23 protein-coding genes are annotated in these 18,750 nt (G+C 58.2%); 2 read left to right on the plus strand and 21 right to left on the minus strand.

Features of this window, described 5'->3' with window-relative positions:
* Positions 1–126 precede the first annotated feature (126 nt).
* Complete coding sequence (locus AC19YT_RS21200) at positions 127–384, plus strand: LasR-specific antiactivator QslA (protein WP_373345712.1); 258 nt, start codon at positions 127–129, stop codon at positions 382–384.
* Here AC19YT_RS21200 and AC19YT_RS21205 read toward each other — a convergent pair.
* The 9 genes from AC19YT_RS21205 to AC19YT_RS21245 are packed head-to-tail and all read right to left on the minus strand — an operon-like array spanning position 376 to position 7,885.
* Complete coding sequence (locus tag AC19YT_RS21205) at positions 376–3,177, minus strand: conjugative transfer ATPase (protein ID WP_373345713.1); 2,802 nt, start codon at positions 3,175–3,177, stop codon at positions 376–378. The two genes, AC19YT_RS21200 and AC19YT_RS21205, sit on opposite strands and share 9 nt — an antisense overlap.
* Positions 3,177–3,593, minus strand: coding sequence for a TIGR03751 family conjugal transfer lipoprotein (locus tag AC19YT_RS21210; protein WP_373345714.1), 417 nt, complete (start codon positions 3,591–3,593; stop codon positions 3,177–3,179). The genes AC19YT_RS21205 and AC19YT_RS21210 overlap by 1 nt, the downstream gene beginning before the upstream one ends.
* Complete coding sequence (locus AC19YT_RS21215; protein ID WP_373345715.1) at positions 3,556–5,073, minus strand: TIGR03752 family integrating conjugative element protein; 1,518 nt, start codon at positions 5,071–5,073, stop codon at positions 3,556–3,558. The genes AC19YT_RS21210 and AC19YT_RS21215 overlap by 38 nt, the downstream gene beginning before the upstream one ends.
* On the minus strand, positions 5,063–5,875 hold the full coding sequence (locus AC19YT_RS21220; protein ID WP_373345716.1) for a TIGR03749 family integrating conjugative element protein: 813 nt from the start codon (positions 5,873–5,875) through the stop codon (positions 5,063–5,065). Before AC19YT_RS21220 ends, AC19YT_RS21215 begins: the two co-directional genes overlap by 11 nt.
* Positions 5,872–6,513 carry a PFL_4703 family integrating conjugative element protein gene (locus AC19YT_RS21225; RefSeq protein WP_373345717.1) on the minus strand — a complete coding sequence of 214 codons (642 nt, stop codon included), beginning with the start codon at positions 6,511–6,513 and terminating at the stop codon, positions 5,872–5,874. The genes AC19YT_RS21220 and AC19YT_RS21225 overlap by 4 nt, the downstream gene beginning before the upstream one ends.
* A complete protein-coding gene (locus AC19YT_RS21230) occupies positions 6,510–6,923 on the minus strand; it encodes a TIGR03750 family conjugal transfer protein (protein WP_373345718.1) in 414 nt (137 codons plus the stop codon). Before AC19YT_RS21230 ends, AC19YT_RS21225 begins: the two co-directional genes overlap by 4 nt.
* Positions 6,924–6,930: 7 nt before the next feature.
* Positions 6,931–7,302 carry a TIGR03745 family integrating conjugative element membrane protein gene (locus AC19YT_RS21235; protein ID WP_373345719.1) on the minus strand — a complete coding sequence of 124 codons (372 nt, stop codon included), beginning with the start codon at positions 7,300–7,302 and terminating at the stop codon, positions 6,931–6,933.
* 17 nt (positions 7,303–7,319) lie between these two features.
* Positions 7,320–7,559, minus strand: coding sequence for a TIGR03758 family integrating conjugative element protein (locus AC19YT_RS21240; protein WP_373345720.1), 240 nt, complete (start codon positions 7,557–7,559; stop codon positions 7,320–7,322).
* Entirely contained in the window at positions 7,556–7,885 is a 330-nt protein-coding gene (locus tag AC19YT_RS21245) for an integrative conjugative element protein, RAQPRD family (protein ID WP_373345721.1), read from the minus strand. The genes AC19YT_RS21240 and AC19YT_RS21245 overlap by 4 nt, the downstream gene beginning before the upstream one ends.
* Positions 7,886–8,005: 120 nt before the next feature.
* Here AC19YT_RS21245 and AC19YT_RS21250 point away from each other — a divergent pair, with 120 nt between their 5' ends.
* Complete coding sequence (locus AC19YT_RS21250) at positions 8,006–9,091, plus strand: hypothetical protein (RefSeq protein WP_498182177.1); 1,086 nt, start codon at positions 8,006–8,008, stop codon at positions 9,089–9,091.
* 30 nt (positions 9,092–9,121) lie between these two features.
* Here the strand turns inward: AC19YT_RS21250 and AC19YT_RS21255 are convergent, their stop codons facing one another.
* The 12 genes from AC19YT_RS21255 to AC19YT_RS21310 all read right to left on the minus strand — a co-directional run bounded on the left by AC19YT_RS21255 (position 9,122) and on the right by AC19YT_RS21310 (position 18,666).
* The gene (locus AC19YT_RS21255) at positions 9,122–9,853 is read right to left on the minus strand and encodes a TIGR03747 family integrating conjugative element membrane protein (RefSeq protein WP_373345723.1); all 732 of its coding nucleotides are present in this window, start codon (positions 9,851–9,853) and stop codon (positions 9,122–9,124) included.
* 95 nt (positions 9,854–9,948) lie between these two features.
* A complete protein-coding gene (gene traD / locus AC19YT_RS21260) occupies positions 9,949–12,054 on the minus strand; it encodes a type IV conjugative transfer system coupling protein TraD (protein ID WP_373345724.1) in 2,106 nt (701 codons plus the stop codon).
* Between the two features lie 9 nt (positions 12,055–12,063).
* A complete protein-coding gene (locus AC19YT_RS21265) occupies positions 12,064–12,579 on the minus strand; it encodes an integrating conjugative element protein (protein WP_373345725.1) in 516 nt (171 codons plus the stop codon).
* Positions 12,576–13,124 (minus strand): lysozyme family protein, encoded by a 549-nt coding sequence (locus tag AC19YT_RS21270; RefSeq protein ID WP_373345726.1) that lies wholly within the window; start codon positions 13,122–13,124, stop codon positions 12,576–12,578. Before AC19YT_RS21270 ends, AC19YT_RS21265 begins: the two co-directional genes overlap by 4 nt.
* Positions 13,106–13,825 (minus strand): TIGR03759 family integrating conjugative element protein, encoded by a 720-nt coding sequence (locus tag AC19YT_RS21275; RefSeq protein WP_500610930.1) that lies wholly within the window; start codon positions 13,823–13,825, stop codon positions 13,106–13,108. Before AC19YT_RS21275 ends, AC19YT_RS21270 begins: the two co-directional genes overlap by 19 nt.
* A gap of 9 nt (positions 13,826–13,834) precedes the next feature.
* Complete coding sequence (locus tag AC19YT_RS21280; protein ID WP_373345728.1) at positions 13,835–14,506, minus strand: chemotaxis protein; 672 nt, start codon at positions 14,504–14,506, stop codon at positions 13,835–13,837.
* The gene (pilL2, locus tag AC19YT_RS21285) at positions 14,503–15,045 is read right to left on the minus strand and encodes a PFGI-1 class ICE element type IV pilus protein PilL2 (RefSeq protein WP_373345729.1); all 543 of its coding nucleotides are present in this window, start codon (positions 15,043–15,045) and stop codon (positions 14,503–14,505) included. Before pilL2 ends, AC19YT_RS21280 begins: the two co-directional genes overlap by 4 nt.
* 106 nt (positions 15,046–15,151) lie before the next feature.
* Positions 15,152–15,898, minus strand: a complete 747-nt coding sequence (locus AC19YT_RS21290; RefSeq protein ID WP_373345730.1) for a DUF5983 family protein — start codon at positions 15,896–15,898, stop codon at positions 15,152–15,154.
* 53 nt (positions 15,899–15,951) lie between these two features.
* The gene (gene radC / locus AC19YT_RS21295; protein WP_373345731.1) at positions 15,952–16,446 is read right to left on the minus strand and encodes a RadC family protein; all 495 of its coding nucleotides are present in this window, start codon (positions 16,444–16,446) and stop codon (positions 15,952–15,954) included.
* A 99-nt stretch (positions 16,447–16,545) separates the two neighbouring features.
* Complete coding sequence (locus AC19YT_RS21300; protein WP_373345732.1) at positions 16,546–16,803, minus strand: hypothetical protein; 258 nt, start codon at positions 16,801–16,803, stop codon at positions 16,546–16,548.
* Between the two features lie 69 nt (positions 16,804–16,872).
* Entirely contained in the window at positions 16,873–17,454 is a 582-nt protein-coding gene (locus AC19YT_RS21305; RefSeq protein WP_373345733.1) for an STY4534 family ICE replication protein, read from the minus strand.
* 870 nt (positions 17,455–18,324) lie between these two features.
* Positions 18,325–18,666, minus strand: a complete 342-nt coding sequence (locus tag AC19YT_RS21310) for a helix-turn-helix domain-containing protein (RefSeq protein ID WP_373345734.1) — start codon at positions 18,664–18,666, stop codon at positions 18,325–18,327.
* Between the last annotated feature and the right edge of the window lie 84 nt (positions 18,667–18,750).

An 18,750-nucleotide genomic window follows, 5' to 3' on the forward strand; every position in this document is an offset into this window, starting at 1 on the left:
ATAGTCTACATTGGTATATCTAGGCTATTTGATGCTCATGCCTGTTATCGAGCGTTCATTTGGTGTCGTTAAGATTTTCGAGGCAGGACTCTGCGTCTAACAATAAATCAGAAATCTAGGGTGTGTATGGACGAAAACTACATTTCCATTCCTGCGGCAGACGGTTGCTCAAGTCTTCTGACACCTTGGGGCAGCGAATTTGCCCCAATGATCGAGCGCGGCGTGCAATGCGCTGAGGCTTGGCTTGATGCAACCGGTGAGATACCCCTGTGGTGGGAGTTGGCGCAAACCCGCAAGACCCTTCCTGTCGGTGACTGCCAAGATGCTTTTGAAGCTGGATTCCTGTTGAGGATTCAGCAGCGGCTTCGAGGAGCATCACGGTAACCTCTCGCTCGCTTGAGAGCGCGAGACCTGAATATTCCCCTGTGCTGGTTCTATTCCTCGCGCTCTATCGATCCGTTCAGCTATCCGGTAAGCCGCTTCCAACTCTGAGCAGCCCTTATCCTGCATCAGTGTCCAGCGCTCGGCCTTTTCTTCGGGTTCCGTCATGGCCAGGGCGAGATAGAGGCTGGGCGGTACTGCTCGAAACAGCGTTTCGAGCTTTTTCGAGAGCACGACCCCCTCGGTGTATTTGCCCGGTTCTTTGCTGGCGGAGAGCAGCAAGGCTTTCTGGGCCGGTGAAAGCTTCTTGAAGCGAGCGATTTCTTCAATTTCCGCCGGCGGCATGTTCAAACAAATCCACCATTCGATCATGTTGAGCATGGTCTGTGCGGCAGTAGGGAAGTCGGCAAGGTTTTGCGTCGCCAGCCAGAACCAGGCGCCGAGCTTGCGCCACATCTTCGTGCCCTTGACCACGAACGGTGCCAGCAACGGGTTCTTGGTGATGATATGGCCCTCGTCTGTGACCATGATGATCGGTCGGCCCAGGTACTGGTCGCGCTCGGCGAGGTTGTTCACGGTGTTCATCAAGCTGATGTAGCTGATGGACATCTGTGCCTCATAGCCTTCACGAGCGTAAGTGGCCAGATCGACAATGGTCACATCGCTCTCGGGCCAGGACGTGCCTTCGCGATCGAACAGTTCGCCCTCGAAACCCTGGCAAAACAGGTCGATGGACTCGCCCATTTCCTGGGCACGCTCACGACGTTTCTCCGGCAAGTCCGTGTCAGTGGTGACGCGCAGCAAGGCGTCGCGCACGTCGCGGGTCAGTACCTGGCGGTCCGCTGCGACACACGTCTGCGCCGCATCCAGTATGCACTCGCGGATCAAGCTGCGATCGGCTCGACTTAGGCGGGCTTCTTCCTTGGCTTCGCCACCGGTGATCATCAGTCGAGCGGTGATTTCCAATTCGCCAAGTACATCGCGTTGGTCTTCGCGACTGCTTACGACCTCATCGTCCCACTCATCGATCGACAGACTCGCGACCTGATCCGGCTGCTCAACCAGACGCCAGGCGTCGACAAAGGGCGCGAGGCTGACCGAGGCGCCAGGTTTCAATTGGACCTTGTTGACCGAGAGACCTTGTGTCGCGAAGTAGTCGCCTTGCAAGCCGAATGAGTTGCCGGCCTCGACGATAAATAGACGAGGGCGGTACACCGCCATGACCTGCATCAGTAGGGTGACCAGGGTCGCCGACTTGCCGGCGCCGGTCGGGCCGAACAACAGCAGATGACCGTTCATGGCCCGATCCAGGCGTGACAATGGGTCAAAGCTCAACGGCGAACCACCACGATTGAACAGGGTGATGCCCGGGTTCCCCGTTCCCGTGCTGCGGCCCCAGACGGGCGCCAGATTCGCCAGGTGCTGGGCGAACACCAGGCGGGTGTACCAGTTACGCGTGTCGCGGGCCGGGTTGTAAGTCATCGGTAACCAACGCAGGTAGCTGTTGCAGGCGGCGACCTCATCGCCTTCACGTACCGGTTGCAGCCCCGCGCCCAACAGCGCGTTGGTAAGGCTGACCGAGCGCTGGTGCAACTGCTGTTCATCGTGACCGCGTACGTAGAACGCCAGGGTGCCGCGGTACAGCTTGTGTTGGCGGCCGATGATCGCGCGAGCCTCTTCGACATCCTGACGGGTCTGGGTCGAGGCCATGTTTTCACCGATGGCTTTGCGGGCCAGGCGGTTCAACTGATCCTCAAGCACATCCTGCGGTTTGACCACCAGGGTCAGACTCATCACTGTACCTTCGGGTAACTGGTCGAACAGCGCATTTATCGCGTCGCCCTTGCGGGTTTCTCCGGTGAGTTGACCAATCAAGGGTGCTCGGCGCAGCTTGTCCACTACCATGACCCGATGGGGCTGATCGTCAAAAAACCAGAGTCCGTGCTGCACATCCGAACGCGGTTCGTTGAAGAACAGCCGCTCGGCAAAGTCATGATCGAAGGGCAGTTCCAGCGACTCGCCCTCGCCAGACTCCGGATAGGCCACGCGGCGGTAGAACTCCTCGGGCGCTTCATCGGTGAGCTTGGGGGCTGGATTGAACCAGGGCAATAACCAGGCATACAGACCGCGACCATCGACTCGCGTCGATTGCACTCCGCACGCTTGCAGCGAGGCACCGATTCGTTCGCAAGCCTGTTGCAGGGACTGCACCGGGGTGAGTCCCATCTCCTCAACGTCAGACTCAAGCCAGCGATAGACCACCAGGCGCACCCGTCGGTTATTGCCACGCCACGGCAGGCGCGTCACCACCTTATCCTCAAACAGTCCACCGGGCTTGGTGATGGCCTTCAGATGACGGCGACTGAGCTCCAAATATGTCTCGGTGAAGACGGTGCCTCGCGCACTGTCCTGAATATAATCGGTGAGCCGGGTCAAATAGGGGGTGAAGTCGTTGTCGTCCTGGCAGAAAAACTGCACCACCCAAGGCGCTTGATCCAGCTCGTCAAAGCTATCCTGCAGGACATCCTCAAGGGCATCGCGGGCCGCCATCAGCCAATCGGGTTCGCGCCCTTCGGTGCCGATGGGCAGTAACTCGAACACCGCACCCACCGAGCGATTGTCATCCAGTAGAAAACACTGCTCGGTGTCGAGGTATTCGACCCAAGGCAGGTGATCGGTGAAGCTGGGGTTGTGCGCATAGAGTGCGGCGTCATCGGCCAAGGTGGTGCGCGGGCGCAATGGGTTGCGCCAGGCTTTCCACGCGGGAGTACGATTGCCCGAATCGCCAGTACGCACTACAGGTCTACCTGACGTTCACCGGGTAATGCGTACTGCACACGTTGGTAGAACGGAAAGACGGTCGAGTAGCCCGGGACCGGTGCCTGCTCGGTACCACTCAAATGTGGATACACGTATAGCACCAGATCGGGATTGGGCAGGCGAGGGAACAAGTTGTGGATCTCGTTCGCCGCTGTGCGCGTGTAGGGTTCCTGGAGAGCAACGGAGAAATCTGGCTGGGCCAGCGGACGGCGTAACTGCTGCCGAGCATCCAGCAGTTGCTGCTGAGTGCCTTGCGAACCGGCACCGTTCCAGATGTTCAGCATGGTTTGCTCGCCGTGATGCAGCAGCGTTTCCTTGTCGGTGGAACACCCCGCCAGGACCCAGCAGAACACGCTAATCCAGGTCAGGCAGAGAGGCATGGTCTTTTTCATGGCGAACGCTCCGGCCCTTGGGCTCGTAGTCGATGGTGATCTCATGGTCGAGGTGGAGGGCGACCTGTGCGGCGGGTGGCACATACACGGCAGCAAAGGCTTCGCCATAGAGTTTGTTGACCCATTCGCGGATGTCGCTGACCCCACCACTGAGAATTGAATTCAGCGCGCTGTTGCCATTGCTACTGGTGACCCCGAGCGTACTGCCGCCCGAACTGATCACACTGCTGTTGTTCTGCTCATTCCCGAGCAGAGCGGCGACACCGGCGCCGGCGGCAGTGATCAGGCTCTGGCTGCCAAGGTACTGCTGGGCGTTCGAGCGGCGCTCGCCGGCGATGCACGGGATGCCATACGGATCGGATAGGTAACCGAGCCCGCCACGGATCTTGTCGGTGTTCGAGCCCTGGGTGGTGGAGGCATTGCGGCTGGCTACCGCCTTCGGCTGAGGCACCGTGCGGATAGTGCCGTCGGTAAACACAAAGGTGATTGACTCGACCTGCCCGCGGACGCAAGACAGGGTCCAGTCACCGGACGCCGTGCCGCTCATCACAGCACCCGCGACGTCCGGCAGGTCGATGCCGTTGGCGGTCAGGTTCTCGGGGCCGACCAGCACTTTGAAGGGGTAGGGATCATTCACGGTGCCGTCGACTGGGACTCGGCCGATCAGCGCGGTCATGGCGACCGAGCCCATCAGCGTGGCGTTTTCGGGAATGGTGTAGACCGGCTTCGCGCCTTCGGTACGATCAGTGGAGCGTGTCAGGTCACGCTCACCCTTGGCGACCTCGCGTAACTGCTTCTGGCTGCGGTCGATGGCATTGTCCTCCAAACTCTCCCGTGAGTTGAAGGCAGTAGGCAGACTCAGGGCGGACGCGGTCTTGGTTTTGCTCCGGGCGCCGGTGGACGGAGCATCCGAAGGTTCAATCCACTGCAGTGCATCATTGGCAGAATGCTGCTCGTTGAACTGAGCCCCATCGCCCGGCTCAAGCCCCAATCCAATTGGCATGTCCTTACCTTTGCCAGTCAGCCCCGACAGCTGTTCCTGCAATTGCGTCAGCAGACCACGGGCTTGGCGACTGTCTTGTTCTGCTTTGAGTCGAGCCTCGTTGGCTTGTCGGCGGCCTTCGTCGACCTGCTGGGTCACGCTGCCAAGCGCCGTCTGGATACGCGAATCGACACTGTTTTCCCGCTCGCGCAGGCGGTTGTTCTCCGTCTGCAGCGAATCGTTGTGTTTTTTCAGACCGAGCATGTCGCTGCGCATGGCCTTCACCTGGCCGACCAGAGTGGCGACCGTGTCGCGCGGGGTATCGCCCGCAATGCCGAGCGACTTGGCCTGCTCGGTGGATAACGGAAGGTTGCCTTGGTCGATTGGGTTTTCCGGAAAGGAAGTGTTGCTACCCGCAACCCAGGTTTTCAGGATGATCAGTACCACGGCCAACAGCGCAGCCGGTACCAGCCACTTGAGCAAGGCGTTAGCCTTCATCGTCAGCACCTCGCGCAACGGGCGGGAGCACCACGGCGTGTTCAAGGCTCGCGCCGCGGGTGACGAGGTAGGCAATCGTGGTGTCTTCAGCGCTGCCGACAGGTCCGAGGAAAGCATGCTGGAAGGTCGCGGTGAACAGCTTGGCCTGAAGCTGACGCGGATCGAGCTGCACCGTCGCTGAACCACGGTTGCGCAACTTCACCGCCGTCACCCAGTAGTCACCGAGTCGCCAGGCGGCAATGGGTGCGCTGGATACGTTTTCGCTCGGCAGCAGGGTCGGCAGTTCGCTGCGCAGCTTGAGCGGGACGCGGCGTACGCCGGGTAGGGACTCTACGGTGCGCAGAGGCGCGTACAGGCTTTGCGCAGCGTAGCGCGTCAAAGCGACCGGGATCGGCGTACGATCTGGAACAGGGGCAGTGCTAGATTCCATCTCGGTAGCCTGCACTGGAGCATTCTTGAGAATACGCACGGGCTCCAGCGCTTGATCACCAGGCGTGGCGGCGATATCCAGGAGGATGATCTCGCCGCTTGCTACCGATTGCAGTTGCAGGCGGGTCGGTGCAATGGCTTCCGACGCGCGCAGGTACAGCGTGCCGCCGGTTGATTGCACGCGCAACTTGCCCGTCAGGGTTGAGGGCACACCGACTCGAACAGCCTCATCGACAAAGACCACCCGTTCCTGGTTGATCACCAGCGGGACCGCGAGGGGGAGGCGTTCCCAGTGCATCAGCTCGACGGCCTGCGCTGTAGCTCCCCATAGCATCAGTGCGACGGTGAGTCCCAGGGTAGAATTCCGCTTCATGGCGCACCTCCAGGGAGGGAGATTTTTTGCGGCGTGCCCTGATAACAATCCAGCGCCAGCCCCCACTTGTTGCGCTCGGGATCCAGGTCAAAACGCACCACGCGCAACGGATAGCGCACCACCACCCGTTTCACTGGTTCGGCGGCGTAATACTCATCGGCATTGAGGTCGAGCTTGACTAGCCAGCTGTCACGGTCGATTTGCTTGACCCTGAGTTCCGGATCCTCGCTGTAACCTCGGCCGAGAACTTCGTAGACCCCACGCACCCGCTGGCGCAGCTCTCCGGCTGCCTTGCGATACTCATAATCGCCGTCGAGGAAGGCCTTGCAGCCGGGTGTCAGGTAGGACTGCAAGCCATAGATGGCGCGGCGATAATCCTGCTCGCCATCCGAGGGCCAGCGGTTGAGTTGGCCAAAGATGTACAGGGCAAAGGCATAGACATTTTCTGAGGGGATATCCCACCACTTGCGCGTGCTGCCCGAGCGCAGATCCGGGGGGACATGCACGGTCAAATCGGTTGGTGCCGAGCGCCAGCCGTACCAGAGTCCGGCACAGACCAGGGCGAGGATCATTACCGCCAGACGCAGGCTGAAGATATGGGCCTGTTGGGCATCCACCTTGTTCCGAAAACGACTCATGGCTGCCACCGGGACAGGGCAGGGCGCAGTCGACGTGACCGGCGGACCGTCCAGGCGCCGGAGTGGAGGATCAAACTCCCGATACCTAGACGCCAACGGCTGGCCAGTACCCATTCGAGCTTGCGGTACAACCAGGTCTCGGGCCGGGCCCGTTTGGCCCGACGCATTAGCGTACCACCGGCAAATAACACCACCGTCATGCCTGCGATCATGCCGGTCGGCACCACGGCAATGGAGGCGGCGGCAATCGCCAGAGGAGCACCCAGCACCAGGCCGATGAGTGCGCCGACACCGAGCACCACCCACATCTCATCATTGGTCAAACCGCGCAGTACGGCAGGGTCGCGATTGAGTCGCTCCGGCAGAAAGACCAAGGTGCCGTCGGCAAGGCGTTCGACAGTGTCGTTCATGTCTACCTCACAGAATCGCGGCAGCCTTGGTCAGGAACCAGATGATGATCACCACCAGCAGGGCTCCAATGCCGACAACCGCGCCGAGGTCTTTCCAAGTCTTGCGCTGATTTTGCACGTCGGCATAGACGGTCAGGGAGTGCCAAGCTACGCCGAGAAAAGCGAGCAGGGCGATCAGTAGGCCGAGCAGGATGCCACCGTCATAGGCGTAGTTCTTAATCGTCTCGATCAATCCGGAGCCTTCACCTCGGGAAGGCGCTTCCATGGTGGGGAGCTCGGCAAAAGCCAGGCTTGGACCGAGTACCAGCAGCAGACAGATCAAGCGCTGGCTGGCACGATCACGCAGGTTGTTTTTCAGGGGGACAATGCACTTGAGCATGGAGGCGATCTCCTGGGTTAGGACAGGGTGAAGAACATCAAAACCAGCAAGGTGAGCAGTACGCGAGCGGCGTTGCCACCGAAGGCTCCAAAGCGCACACTGCCGGCGGCCCACCCCCGGTAAGCCGTCCACATCACCCAGGCACACCAAAGCAAAGCCAGGACCAGAACCAGGGACAGCCACAGCGTCGAACTGTTCTGTGCGGAGAAACCGGAGGCGTTTTGGAACGCAGAGGTCTGGGCATCAGTCATGCTCATGGCGACGGCTCCGCGGACGGAGCGTCGAGGCGGTAATCGCCGACCAATTCAGTGGGATCGCGAGGTTGCGCACGGGAAGGGGATAGATAGCCCTTCACACCTTGGCGAATGCGCTGGATATCGTGAGTCAGGCGAGGGTAGTCAAAGCGATAACGTGTATTTGATTTTGCTGCTTCAAAACGTGACGCACGTTGTACCAACGTGTCGAGGGTATCGAGCTGTCGGATGAGTAGAGTGAGTTGCTGCTCCTGCTCCCCCGCTGCATAGCTGTCGCTGTGAGCCGCGATCAGAGTGAACATGAGAAAACGAATAGGAAAAACGGACATTTTGTTGGTCCCGACATTGGTCTGGAATTAAGATCTCTGAGGGAAGAGAGAGCGTCAGCAGATTATTCGAGCTGGGTGTGATCGGTTTTTGATTTCAGTTGTCGTTATGGAGCTATGGAAGTGCTGGAAGGAATTAAGGATAGAGTTGTAGTTGAAGTTGCTGAGAGCCTGGCTGGGCGCTCTGATGAGGAGATTTTGCAATTCTTTAGGTCAACTGCGACATTTGCAAGGAAGTATGCAGTAAGTTACGAACTCGAAGGGCCGATGCATCTGGTGCTCGATAATAGTATTATTCAGTCCTTTAAACACAGGTTGACTGATGCTAACCGCGATCTGCAGGCATTGTCATATACTGTGTTCACTAGGTTTGTAACAGGTTGGAGCGATCGCGAGACGTATTTGGCCGTGACGCCAGCAGCCCTCTATGAACATATGGGGCGTCGGGGGAATATTACGGCTGAAGAGGCGTTATGTGCACTCGAAGAACTACAAGTGTTTTTCGTTGGTACAGGTCTACGTATGACATGGGTAGGTTTTAAGTCTATAGAGGATTTGGTGGAGAGTCTTGTGGCAATCCGTGCTGATGACTTATATCTGACAAAGTACTTTAAGCAAGTTCAAGAGAGGAGCTGGAGGACTGATCTCAAGGCGACTTTCGGTGTGAAAATTCCCTTGGGTATTGCATATCGTGAGATACCCGATAATTTGCCACTGAAATACTTTAGCCCAGGGTACGTTAAGTTTGTGCTGGCGAGTCGAGTTGAACGGTCTATCATCCGAGAGTCACAGCATAACCCCGAGGCAATGCCGATTGATAGCGGTCCAATGTCTGATGCTCTAGCTGATCTCAACGAATTTAATAAAAGGGGGGCTTTGTCAGGGTTAGGGGATATCGACATGTTACAAGTGTGTGATGGCTCTCGACAGTATCAAGAAAAGGCCGGTTATGTTTTGGTGGGACAGACGCTGGACGCTAAACTCGCAGAGGTTCTTCAGCATAGACATTCGTACTTCGAGAGTATGGGGGTCGAATTCGGGAGCCCAAATGCGGAGCAACAGACTAGAGATATGGTCGATTTTATGTTTTCAAAACCATTTTCGGAACACCAGAAGCGTGGGGAATGGATTCAGCCTATGTTGAAGGATTTTGTGGATACAATCGCCAATGGTTGTAAAGTAGCAATTTCCAATGCCAATCATAGCTAGTGCATTGATCCACAGTGCAGTCGTAAAATTTTAAAGGTACTTCTTGAATGTCGCCGCAGTGATTGCCGTTGTTACCCCAAGCATCGCGGCGCACGGTACAAAAATAACGAGTGGGTTGAGCGAAAAGGGCAGTGATAGGTAAATAATCCAGGGCACGATTAGCAACGGTGTCACTGCCCGCTTAGCACGGTGATAGACAAAACTGCTCTCTCGCCCTGCGCCAAATTTTCGCAGGTCTCGGCGCATCAGGCCATCCACAAAACCGGTGAGCATGGCCAGCAGAAACAGGGGGGTGGCCAGGACCAGAATGGTCAGTCGCACCACGTAGGTAAAGGTCACATACACCGCCGCCAGTACGAAATCCTCAATGCTCACGTAGAGCTGATTGGTCCAGCTCCAAAAGCCGTCGCCTAGGCTCGACACCCGCGCCTGCTGGGCAAAATTCGCAAAGCCAGTCTTGACTAACAGCCACTGATTGAGGAAATCCAACCAGTGGACAATCGCTTGTTCGGGCTGTTGGAGGATGAGTGAAGATTTGAAGTGCTCGCTGAGCCACTCCAACTCACTGGTTAGCATGGCCTGACTATGTCGCCAGCCCTGATCACCCCAGAACAGCAGTAGACCTGCGAACTCGATGAGGATCGAGAACAGCAACGAGGCAATCAGCAAACCGATGATGCGCAGGACCAGGCTGATCGCCGAGATGATCAATCCCGGGCGCTGGATCGGTTGAGGCGGCGTGTTCTGGGCGGAAGTAGCCATTGTTCACCCCATTGCGCGCTGCAGAGTTGATGTTGTCACGACGCCTTCTGGATAGTTTTCTGCTGAATCAAAATTTGTAGCGGGGGGGGGGCGGGCTACCCCACCTGATCCAGATCGAAGTTGGTTGTTGGGCCGCCTCCGCTTGCGCTCCACCATTGCCCCGCTTGCTCGTTGTAGATGGCCCGCATCCGCTGGGTGAGCTCCTGCAGGTCCTTGGGAACCGCATCGTCGTTGGAGGGCTTAGGCAAAGGCATACGGACTTTCCAGAGCTGGCCACCGGCCTGAAAGGAGAACATTTGCCCCTTGGGCAAGCTGACGATATGCGCTGGCTCGATCAGCGGCACACTGGTGCTGCTGACGCGATCCTGCGAGGACGAAGTGAAGTCTGTATTGGCCTCTGGATCGGAGGTGTCGGTGGCACCCGACACTAGGGTCTTGGTCAGCACGTTAACCTTGGGCAACTGCTGGGTGAGTAGTTCAGCGGTCGCGGTTTCTCTCACCCGCAGCATCTGAAGGGTGTTGAAATTGCCGATCACCTGGCCGGCCTTGGCCCGGTTGCCGATACGTGCTTCGATATCGCTAAGGGTCTGGGTGTAGGCGGTTACCTGGATACCGGCACCGCCGCCCTTATTGATCAGTGGGATGAACTCATCACCCATCAACTCGTTGAACTCATCGGCGTGGAGGTTGATCGGCAACTTGTCACTGTTGTTACCCGATTGGGGCAGGCCATGGTCAATGCCATGTTTGTAGATGTGGCCCGCGACTGAGACCAAGTCGGCGAACATGGAGTTGCCCACAGCGGCGGCCACCTCGGCGTCGGTCAGCGCATCCAGACCGACGTAGACAATGCCGCGTTTTCGGATGATCTGCATCCAGTCGAAGATCGGCCTAGGGTCATCCAGGTCGGTGTAGTTGGGGGCCAGTAACTGGGCGGTCTTGCCGGTGGTGAGTTTTTCCAGCAGAGGCAGTAGCGAGGCAACGATTTTGTCGAAGTAAGTACGGTCGTAGCGCACCGCTGAACGCAGTCCGTCCATTACCGGATCAAATACCCGCTTCACCGCCAGGTATTGCTCGATGGCCACAACCCGCTTTTCGCGCCCGATCATATGCCGGGGGATGTTCTTCTCGGTGAGCTTGCCTTCAAGCTGAACGATCACTTCCCACGCCTTCGGGTCGTTCTTGGCGAAAAACTGCTGGGCGTACTCGATGAACAGTGCGTCGATGTTGACTACATGCCGTTGGATCTGCAGGTAGTCCGGACGCCGGCCTAACTCGATCAGGGCACGGGCGATGATGTTGACGAAACGCCAGGCAAACTCGCGAAAGGCCGCGGAGTTACCTTCGCCGCTGAGCTGCCCGGCGATGCGTGACGCCACTTCCGAGATACGCCCGAAGCGTCCCACGGCGTTGTAACGAGCGGATATTTCCGGCCAGCCTAGATGGAAAACATAGAACTCCTTATCCCGGCCGGCCCGCTTGGCTTCGACGTACATGCGTTTGAGCAAGTCGGCATCGCCCTTCGGATCGAAGACGATGACCACCTCATGTTCGATGCGATGAATGTCCTGGGTGATGTACACCTCGGCGAGTCGTGTCTTGCCGACGCGGGTAGTACCCAGCACCAGGGTGTGTCCGACCCGTTCGCCCAGCGGCAGACTGACTTCCGTTTCATCGGGCTCGACCCCATGCAATAGTGGCGAGCCACCTACCGGGGGCAAAGGCCGCAACGGATTGAAGGCACTGTCCCAGGCCGTGACACGGGCCAGTATCGAGAGTGGAAACGGTGCATGCTCCAGGCGCCGTTCGAGTCCACGGGCCAGGCGGTAGCGGGTCGGTTGGTCGACATAGTGGGCGACCGTCGGATCCTGGGCCTCGACCAAGCGCTGGGTGTGCAGGCGGGTCCAGCGAAAACCGCGACCCATAAACAAACGTTTACGACTGACCGGAATCTGCCGACTGGTCAGCTCGTAACGGGGCAGCCGACGGATATTGCGCCGATAGCGCAGCACCTCCCAGGCTTGTCGCAGCCGGATCAGGCCGAACAGGGCATAGGCCAGCGCTGCAACCAGACCGATCTCGGGTGATAGGGCCACGGCCCAGGGTGAGTACACACACAACACCGCCGCGGCGACGCAGATCGCCACGGTATATAGTTCGACTGCGGGCCGGAGTTTGGACTCGATCGCATGCTCGGCCATGACCCAGGCTCACTGTTCCAGTGAGGTGGCTGTGATTAAGACAGGGTAGTGCTCAATTTTCAGGCGAGAGGCGATGTCGTTGCCGTTGACCGGCAGGATGGTGATGCCCGGCGCGGCTGCTCGAATTCGGGCCAGGGCTTCAGTATCGGTCACTTCGACGGCGAGGCCGGCCGCCCCCATTTCTTGCAGTTCAGTCGCACGCTGATGCAGCCAAGCCAACGATTGGGGATCCTCCCCGACCAGGAAAAATGGCTGCAAGCCCGGCATGTTCAGGGCGCGAGACGTGATCTGGCCGGGGCTCAAGTGGGAGCTGCGGATGGGCAGTATCCAGGCTTCATCGGCAAACGTGGACAGGTCCGCATGCATGGCCCGATCAGGCTGGCTCTTGTTGTTTATGGGCGGCCCGGAAACTTGAAAATGGAGTCGGGTGAAGTCGCTAGGCTGATCCTCGGCAACGGTCAGTTCCGGCTGGGCGAAAGGTGCCAAGAGCAGGAGGAAATAGCAGGTAAGAGATATGGGCTTCATGGTGGTGTGCCCTGTTCAAAGGAAATCAGCAGCTGTTCGAGTCTCTGGGAAAAGCCAGCACGGTAGCGTGCGGCCGGCGCACCTCCTGCCGGACGGTGATAGCGCCCGGCAGCTAAGACCCAATCACCGGTGGCGGCGTGATGCTCCTGCAGCAGCGCGGCGGTCACGGCGAGATTTCGGTAGGGATCAAGGGCTTCGCAAGGACTGGAAAAACGTTGTCCGTGGTAACCCAGGTTGGTTTGCCCGAGACCGGCATCGACCCGCTTGGCGTCATGTCGGGCGAGTGCCTGAAGCAAGGCGTGACAGGCGGCCTGGCGAGTGGCGAAGCGGTAGGGTGTTCCAGCGATGTTCAGGGTCCAAGGCCAGGGCAGCAGTCGACCACGGACGCGGATACCACTCTCCTGCAGCGCAATCGCGAACAGCACCGTTGAAGGGATGCTGGCGTCATGCGCAGCTAGTTGATAGGCAGGCGGCGGAAGTTCGTCAGCCCGGGCTGCGAGCATCGTCAGCATGAGCACAAGTCCACTCAGTCTAGGCGTTGCCATTGTCCGTTCACCTGTTGAAACGTGGCGGGCAATGGCCCCGCAGCACCCAGGCTGAACCAGCGACCTCGGTCATGGTTCAGGGTGATCTGCTGGCGCTGAACCTTGGCCGGATCGACGTCCGCTTGCCGCGCCCAGCGACGGACGCGTTCATCCTCGCCTTGGCTGCCCACCAGATAAATATCAAACGTCGTATCACTGCTTTGCAGACGCTGCGCTTCGGCGGTGCACGGCGGGCAATGGTCCTCGACAAACAAAGCTCGGCGCGGCTCTACCGGTGAGCTAGCGGTGGGCGGGGATGCCATACCCTGAATCGGCAACAGCCCAGGAAACAGCTTGGCCCAAGCCGCGGTGTAAGCGTTTTGGTAAGCCAACTCGCGCTCGGCGCGTTTGGCTTCCAACGCCACCTGCAATTCGGCATAGCGCTGGCGTTCTTGGTCGGTCTCTGCCTCGACGCCGAGCGCAGTCAGCGGATCCAGATTCGGGCTCCAAAAACCACGCGGGCCCGCTTGGATCTGTTCGAAGCGCGTCCATTCCTGCTCCGTGAGCCCCCAGCTTGTCGCCTGTTCAGGGTGCGAGCGCCCCAGCTGAGTGGACTGTGTGTCCTGGGCCCGTGACGGTGTCGTGACAGGGTTAGCCATCGCAGCGGCCGTGCTAAGCAGTGAAACGAGACAGACGACGGGGGACAGGAGCGCTCGGTTCATGATCGTTTCTCAAGGGAGTTGCACGGTCTGGTCTGGCTGAGTGGTCATCGCGAAGATGGCCGTGTTCGGCTCCAGCACCTTCAGGTGCCAAGTGCCTAGCTGCTCGCCGCTGTGCAGCAACTGGATATCCTTGAGCGAACGGCTATCAGGAGGAGCGACGGCCAGAAAGCGCTCGCCACCGCGAGATTCGACACCCAACACGGAGAATGGCGGCGAGAGCGGGGCAGGTTTTGGGCGAGAGGCTTTTTTCGGCTTGTCCGAGGAGGGCGTCGGTGCTGGGAGTGGTAGCTGGGTCTTGAGGTCCAAGAGTTGCTGCTCAACGTGCTCAAGTCGTGCGCGTAGCGCGATCATGTCGGCTTCGGTGGCACGGTCTGCCAGGCCGTCGCGTAGCTCCTGTATCTCTTGCGCCCATTGATCCAGCATCGGATCGAGGGTATTGGCCTGTTGCTCACCGGTATCGACCATCTGCTTCAGGTCTTTCAATGCGTATTGCAGCTTTTCCTGGGCATCCAAGAGGGTGCTTGAATCACGTTGCAGGGTATCCAGGGCCTGTGCGCGTTGGGCGTTCGCATTTTCCAGCTCAGTCACGCGTTGATACTGGTTATACAAACCACCACTCAGCCCGGAGACCGCCAGGCAAAGTGAGCCGACAATGAGGGTCTGAAAGGTCGAGGCTTTCATGGCCGTGCCTCCGACTGATGGGACGAGGTTGGCGTGACTCGCACCGTGCCGCCATCATTTTTCTGCCGTTCGAAGCAGACCGAACGGCTGACCTCATCGATCGTGAGTTGCCAGGCGGGGCCAGCCAGCACTTGTAGCGCGCTGCGCAAAGAGATCGGGCCGAGCCGGTAATGGGCGGCGGGCAGAGGCCGGTTAAACAATATCTTTACTGGTTCGGCGGCAGGGCAAAGCGAATAACCCGAGCGCTGCAGCACGTAGTGCATCGCTTCCTGTACCGAAGGATTCAGGTTGGACGGAATGCTCACGTCAATGATTTGAGCGAGGAGATCACGTTGTTCCGTGGTGGGCTCGGTGCTGACCAGTGTATAGCGGCCATAGCGGAGTTCTGACGGATGGCTTTCGTCGGCCGGACTCCTCGATAACTGCGGCTGATTGGAGCTACCGTCAATCTCTGGATTAGTCGGCAATGGGTTTGGGATTTGTGCGGTGCAGGCACTCAACAAACCCAGCAGGCAGACAGGCGTGAAAAAACGCTCCATGGAAAAAACCTCATGTCAGATTCAGTGCAGAACCTGACATGAGGTGAAGGAGCGATTCAGTGAGGAAGTTGATTCAAGGTGGATCGTGTTAACGCTGAACTCGTTGCTACTCATCAAAAATCGCGAGCCCATCCAAGACGGCAGCGTCGGGGTCGAAGATCAACAACCTCACATCCGCCAATGCCGCCAGATACAGTACGTTGACCAAGGCTTCCGGCGTTCCGGCGTCGAGCTGCTCTTGCCTCAGCGAGGAGTAAGGATTGCCCTCGATCTGCACCAAGTTATCGTCGGTCCAAGGCGTGCCGATCAGCTTACATCCGACGCCATTGCAGTCTGGCAGGGCAAAGGGTTCAAACAGCAGTCCGGTTGGCTTTGAGTCGAAATTGCCAACCCAGCTTTCCAGGTGGCGCAGCGCTTCGTCAGTGAGGTGTGCGGTGCTGATCTCCCAGGCTCGACTGTAGTGTCCTGTGTCGAAGCTCAAACGATGGACCACGGCTTGGGCTTCTTCCAGGGAGTACAGGTCACCGACGTGATGTCGCTCATCGAGCATTTCGCCAGTCACGTTATAGATCACCTGCCGCACCAGCCCGGCGGACTGGAAGCATTCTTCCAATTCATCCGGAATGGATTGGCCTTCGCTAATCAAGGCGACGTCGTCATTGAACAGGCAGGGAAACAGTTCTAACGCATCGTCGGGAAGATGGGCTTGTGTGTCGTGTACGGGGCGAAAGCAGGGAGGGCAATCATTAGCGTAGGCGATCTGTAGCAGTCGTTCGATATGCAAGTTGTCGTAACCGCGAGCAAATGGATTTGAGGCCCCCAGCAGAGTAGGGGCTTGGGGTGCGGGGTTCATGACGGTTCTCCAGAAGGAAATGAACAAGGCGTCCGAAGACGCCTTTTGGGGGTTTAAAGCCAGCCATGCTCGGCAAGGGAGAGAGGACGACCTTCGCCGACGATGAAGTGATCCAGTACGCGCACTTCGATCAAGTCCAGCGCTGCTTTCAACCGTGCGGTCAAGGCGCGATCCGCCAGACTGGGTTCCGTGCAACCGGAGGGGTGGTTGTGAACGACAATGGCAGCAGCTGCGTTATGTGCGAGGGAGCGCTTGACGACTTGGCGGGGATAAACGCTGGCGCCATCGATACTCCCGTGAAAGAGGATCTCGAATGCCAGAACGCGATGGCGGGCATCGAGAAAAATTACACCGAAAACTTCATGCTCTTGTGGCGCAATACGCAGTTTTAGGTACGAGGCCACGGTGTCAGGTGAAGTCAGACCGGGGCCGCGGGTGAACAGCCGACGATCCAGGATGTGCAGCGCTTCGTTGATCAGCTGGTTTTCTTGGGCGATACGATCAGCCTCGACATTCGAGGTTTCAATCAGTGTGAGTTGGGTGCTCATGGGCTACCTCCGAAGGAGAAAATCCGGGGGTACACACCCGAGGGAGTGGTGTCCCCGAGGTTGATATAGAGTTACGGGCACTGCCCGATGACGCGCTGTTTACAGCCGAGTGAATCGGTGGCGTTGTCCGTGCAGATGTGAATCACAACCGTCGCAGGGCAATGGGGAGAAGGTTCTTATTCCACGGCCAGTTTCGGGATCGAAGTCGGCACTGATGGGCATTAGCCGAGCCAGCCCAAGATGGAGGCCAGAAATACGTTTCGCGATCTCATCTGTCGTGTAGTAGAGCGATAACGTGCTGTAGTCCTCGTAAGCTGTAGCGAACAGGCAGTCGTCGCAAAGCCAGAAGGATTCCATATGGGTCTCCTGTGCTGATTGAAGAAAAGGCGCTCGATTGAGCGCCTTGATGTAAACATCGTGGATTGCTCAGGCGGACTGAACAGTACGTGTGGCAACACGGCGAGCCGTGCGGGAAGTGGGTGCAGATTCAGGTTCAATCCTGGACTTTGCTGGGGGGGCGGTATCCTCGGCATCGACATCAGTCGACTTTGGGGATGGCTCACTGTTTGGCGACTGCTCAGCAGGTGCTGTTGCTTCCTGCCTGGCAGGCGCTTTGTACTCGAACGTGCCGTTGACCTTGATCCAGTCGATGTACAGCAGACGACCTTTCAGGCTGGCGCCCGGTTGGCCTTGTTTATCGCCTTTCTCATAGAGAAATGGGTCAATCCACAAGTCGCCGATACGGAACGACAGCAAGACCTTTTTGTCGGCTTTGACGGCGTCCATGTAGAGGCGAATCAAACGTTCAGCTTCGCCCCCTGCGACTTTGCAGTCGAAACGGGTGTATTCCACTGCATCAGTGGCACCATGCAGAGCGGCGATATCGCACGCCATGAACGGCTGGCCGCGGCGGACTTGTACTTCACGAACACGGTTGAGGTAGCCGATACCGACGGTGTGCAGATTGAAGTAAGTAGTTGCTTCTTGGGATTGGTTGGCGTGGGCCATGGTGGTTCTCCTGTTTCAAGGGAAAACGGCGACGCACAGCCCTGACGGGGAAGTGAGCCCCCGTCAGGGTGGGTTAGGTGAAGGCGAACGATGAACGACTTGTCACCGGCAAGCCGATGACCATCAGATCGATGCGTCTGGAGAATAGGGGGGGCAGCCGAGGAGAAATCCGCAGCAAATCTGCGGACCTAGGGTAGTGGGCATTCATCACCGCTGAAGCGGTAATCTTGCGAGCCTCCGAATGCTGATCGCACTTGGGTAAACCACCACGAGCGTGGCGTAGCCTTGAAGGTTCAAGCTACCTGGGCTGGGCTGTCAACGACAGCGAACCACGTCCTTTGTATAAGCCTGTCACAGGTGCTCGTCAAGGCGCCGCAACCTGATTTTTTATGGCCGGAATTCAGTGGCAGTTACTGGACGGAAGAAAGTGAAGAGTGGGCCTGGCGGAGTGCCAGGCTAGGAAAAGAAAAACCACCTTTTGGCAAACTTCTGCAGTCGACAAGCTCCTCGCAAAACTTGTTTTAACTGCATCTCGATTCGCCAACCGACCCTTATCGTGGCCTGGGTCGGAATACGCTGGCACGCATCCGCGCACAAAGGGTGCCCAGTGTTTCCCCGGCGGGCTCCGGGACTGAATGCGATCGCCGTAGCGGATGACCGCTGATGCCTGGCAGAGGCAACAGTAGTCATCCGCCACATTGATCCGGTCGAGCACAAAGAGGGAATGAAATTCCGCAGAAGAGAAGGCTCCGAACTCTAAGAGTCCGACCGAGCTACCCGGAGCGAATCGGTCTTGGGTCGCCGTAAGCGATGATCCTGAGGCACTACAGCAGAGTAGGTATGACGACGTCAATCCAGTGGGCGAAGCGGTTATTTGCGACTGAGATGAGCGGCCAGCTGTTCGACGGTCGTCAGGATAAAGGCACGGTCGCTTTCTTGAAGGCCGCTCAGCAGGCCCGCGATCATCTGGCCCTGGTCGTTGGGGCGACTGCTCGACTCCGTCAGCAGTTCATCCATCCGGCAATCGAAGATGTCCGCCAGTTGCATCAGCTTGACCACGGAAAGCTCCACCACACCCCGCTCAAGGCGCGATATGGCTTCGCTGCCGATCCCCAGGCGTTCAGCCACCTCTTCCTGGGTCAGATTACGCTGAGTGCGGTGCTTCGCGATCATGCGCCCAATTTGGGCTTGGGTTGGATGTTTATGTGCCAAGTGATGAGTTCTCCAATTCAACCCGAATGGTTGAACAAAGACCCATTGACATGAACATCCTTAACGGTTGAGTATCGACTTATA

This window comes from Pseudomonas sp. MF08875, from assembly GCF_059862525.1.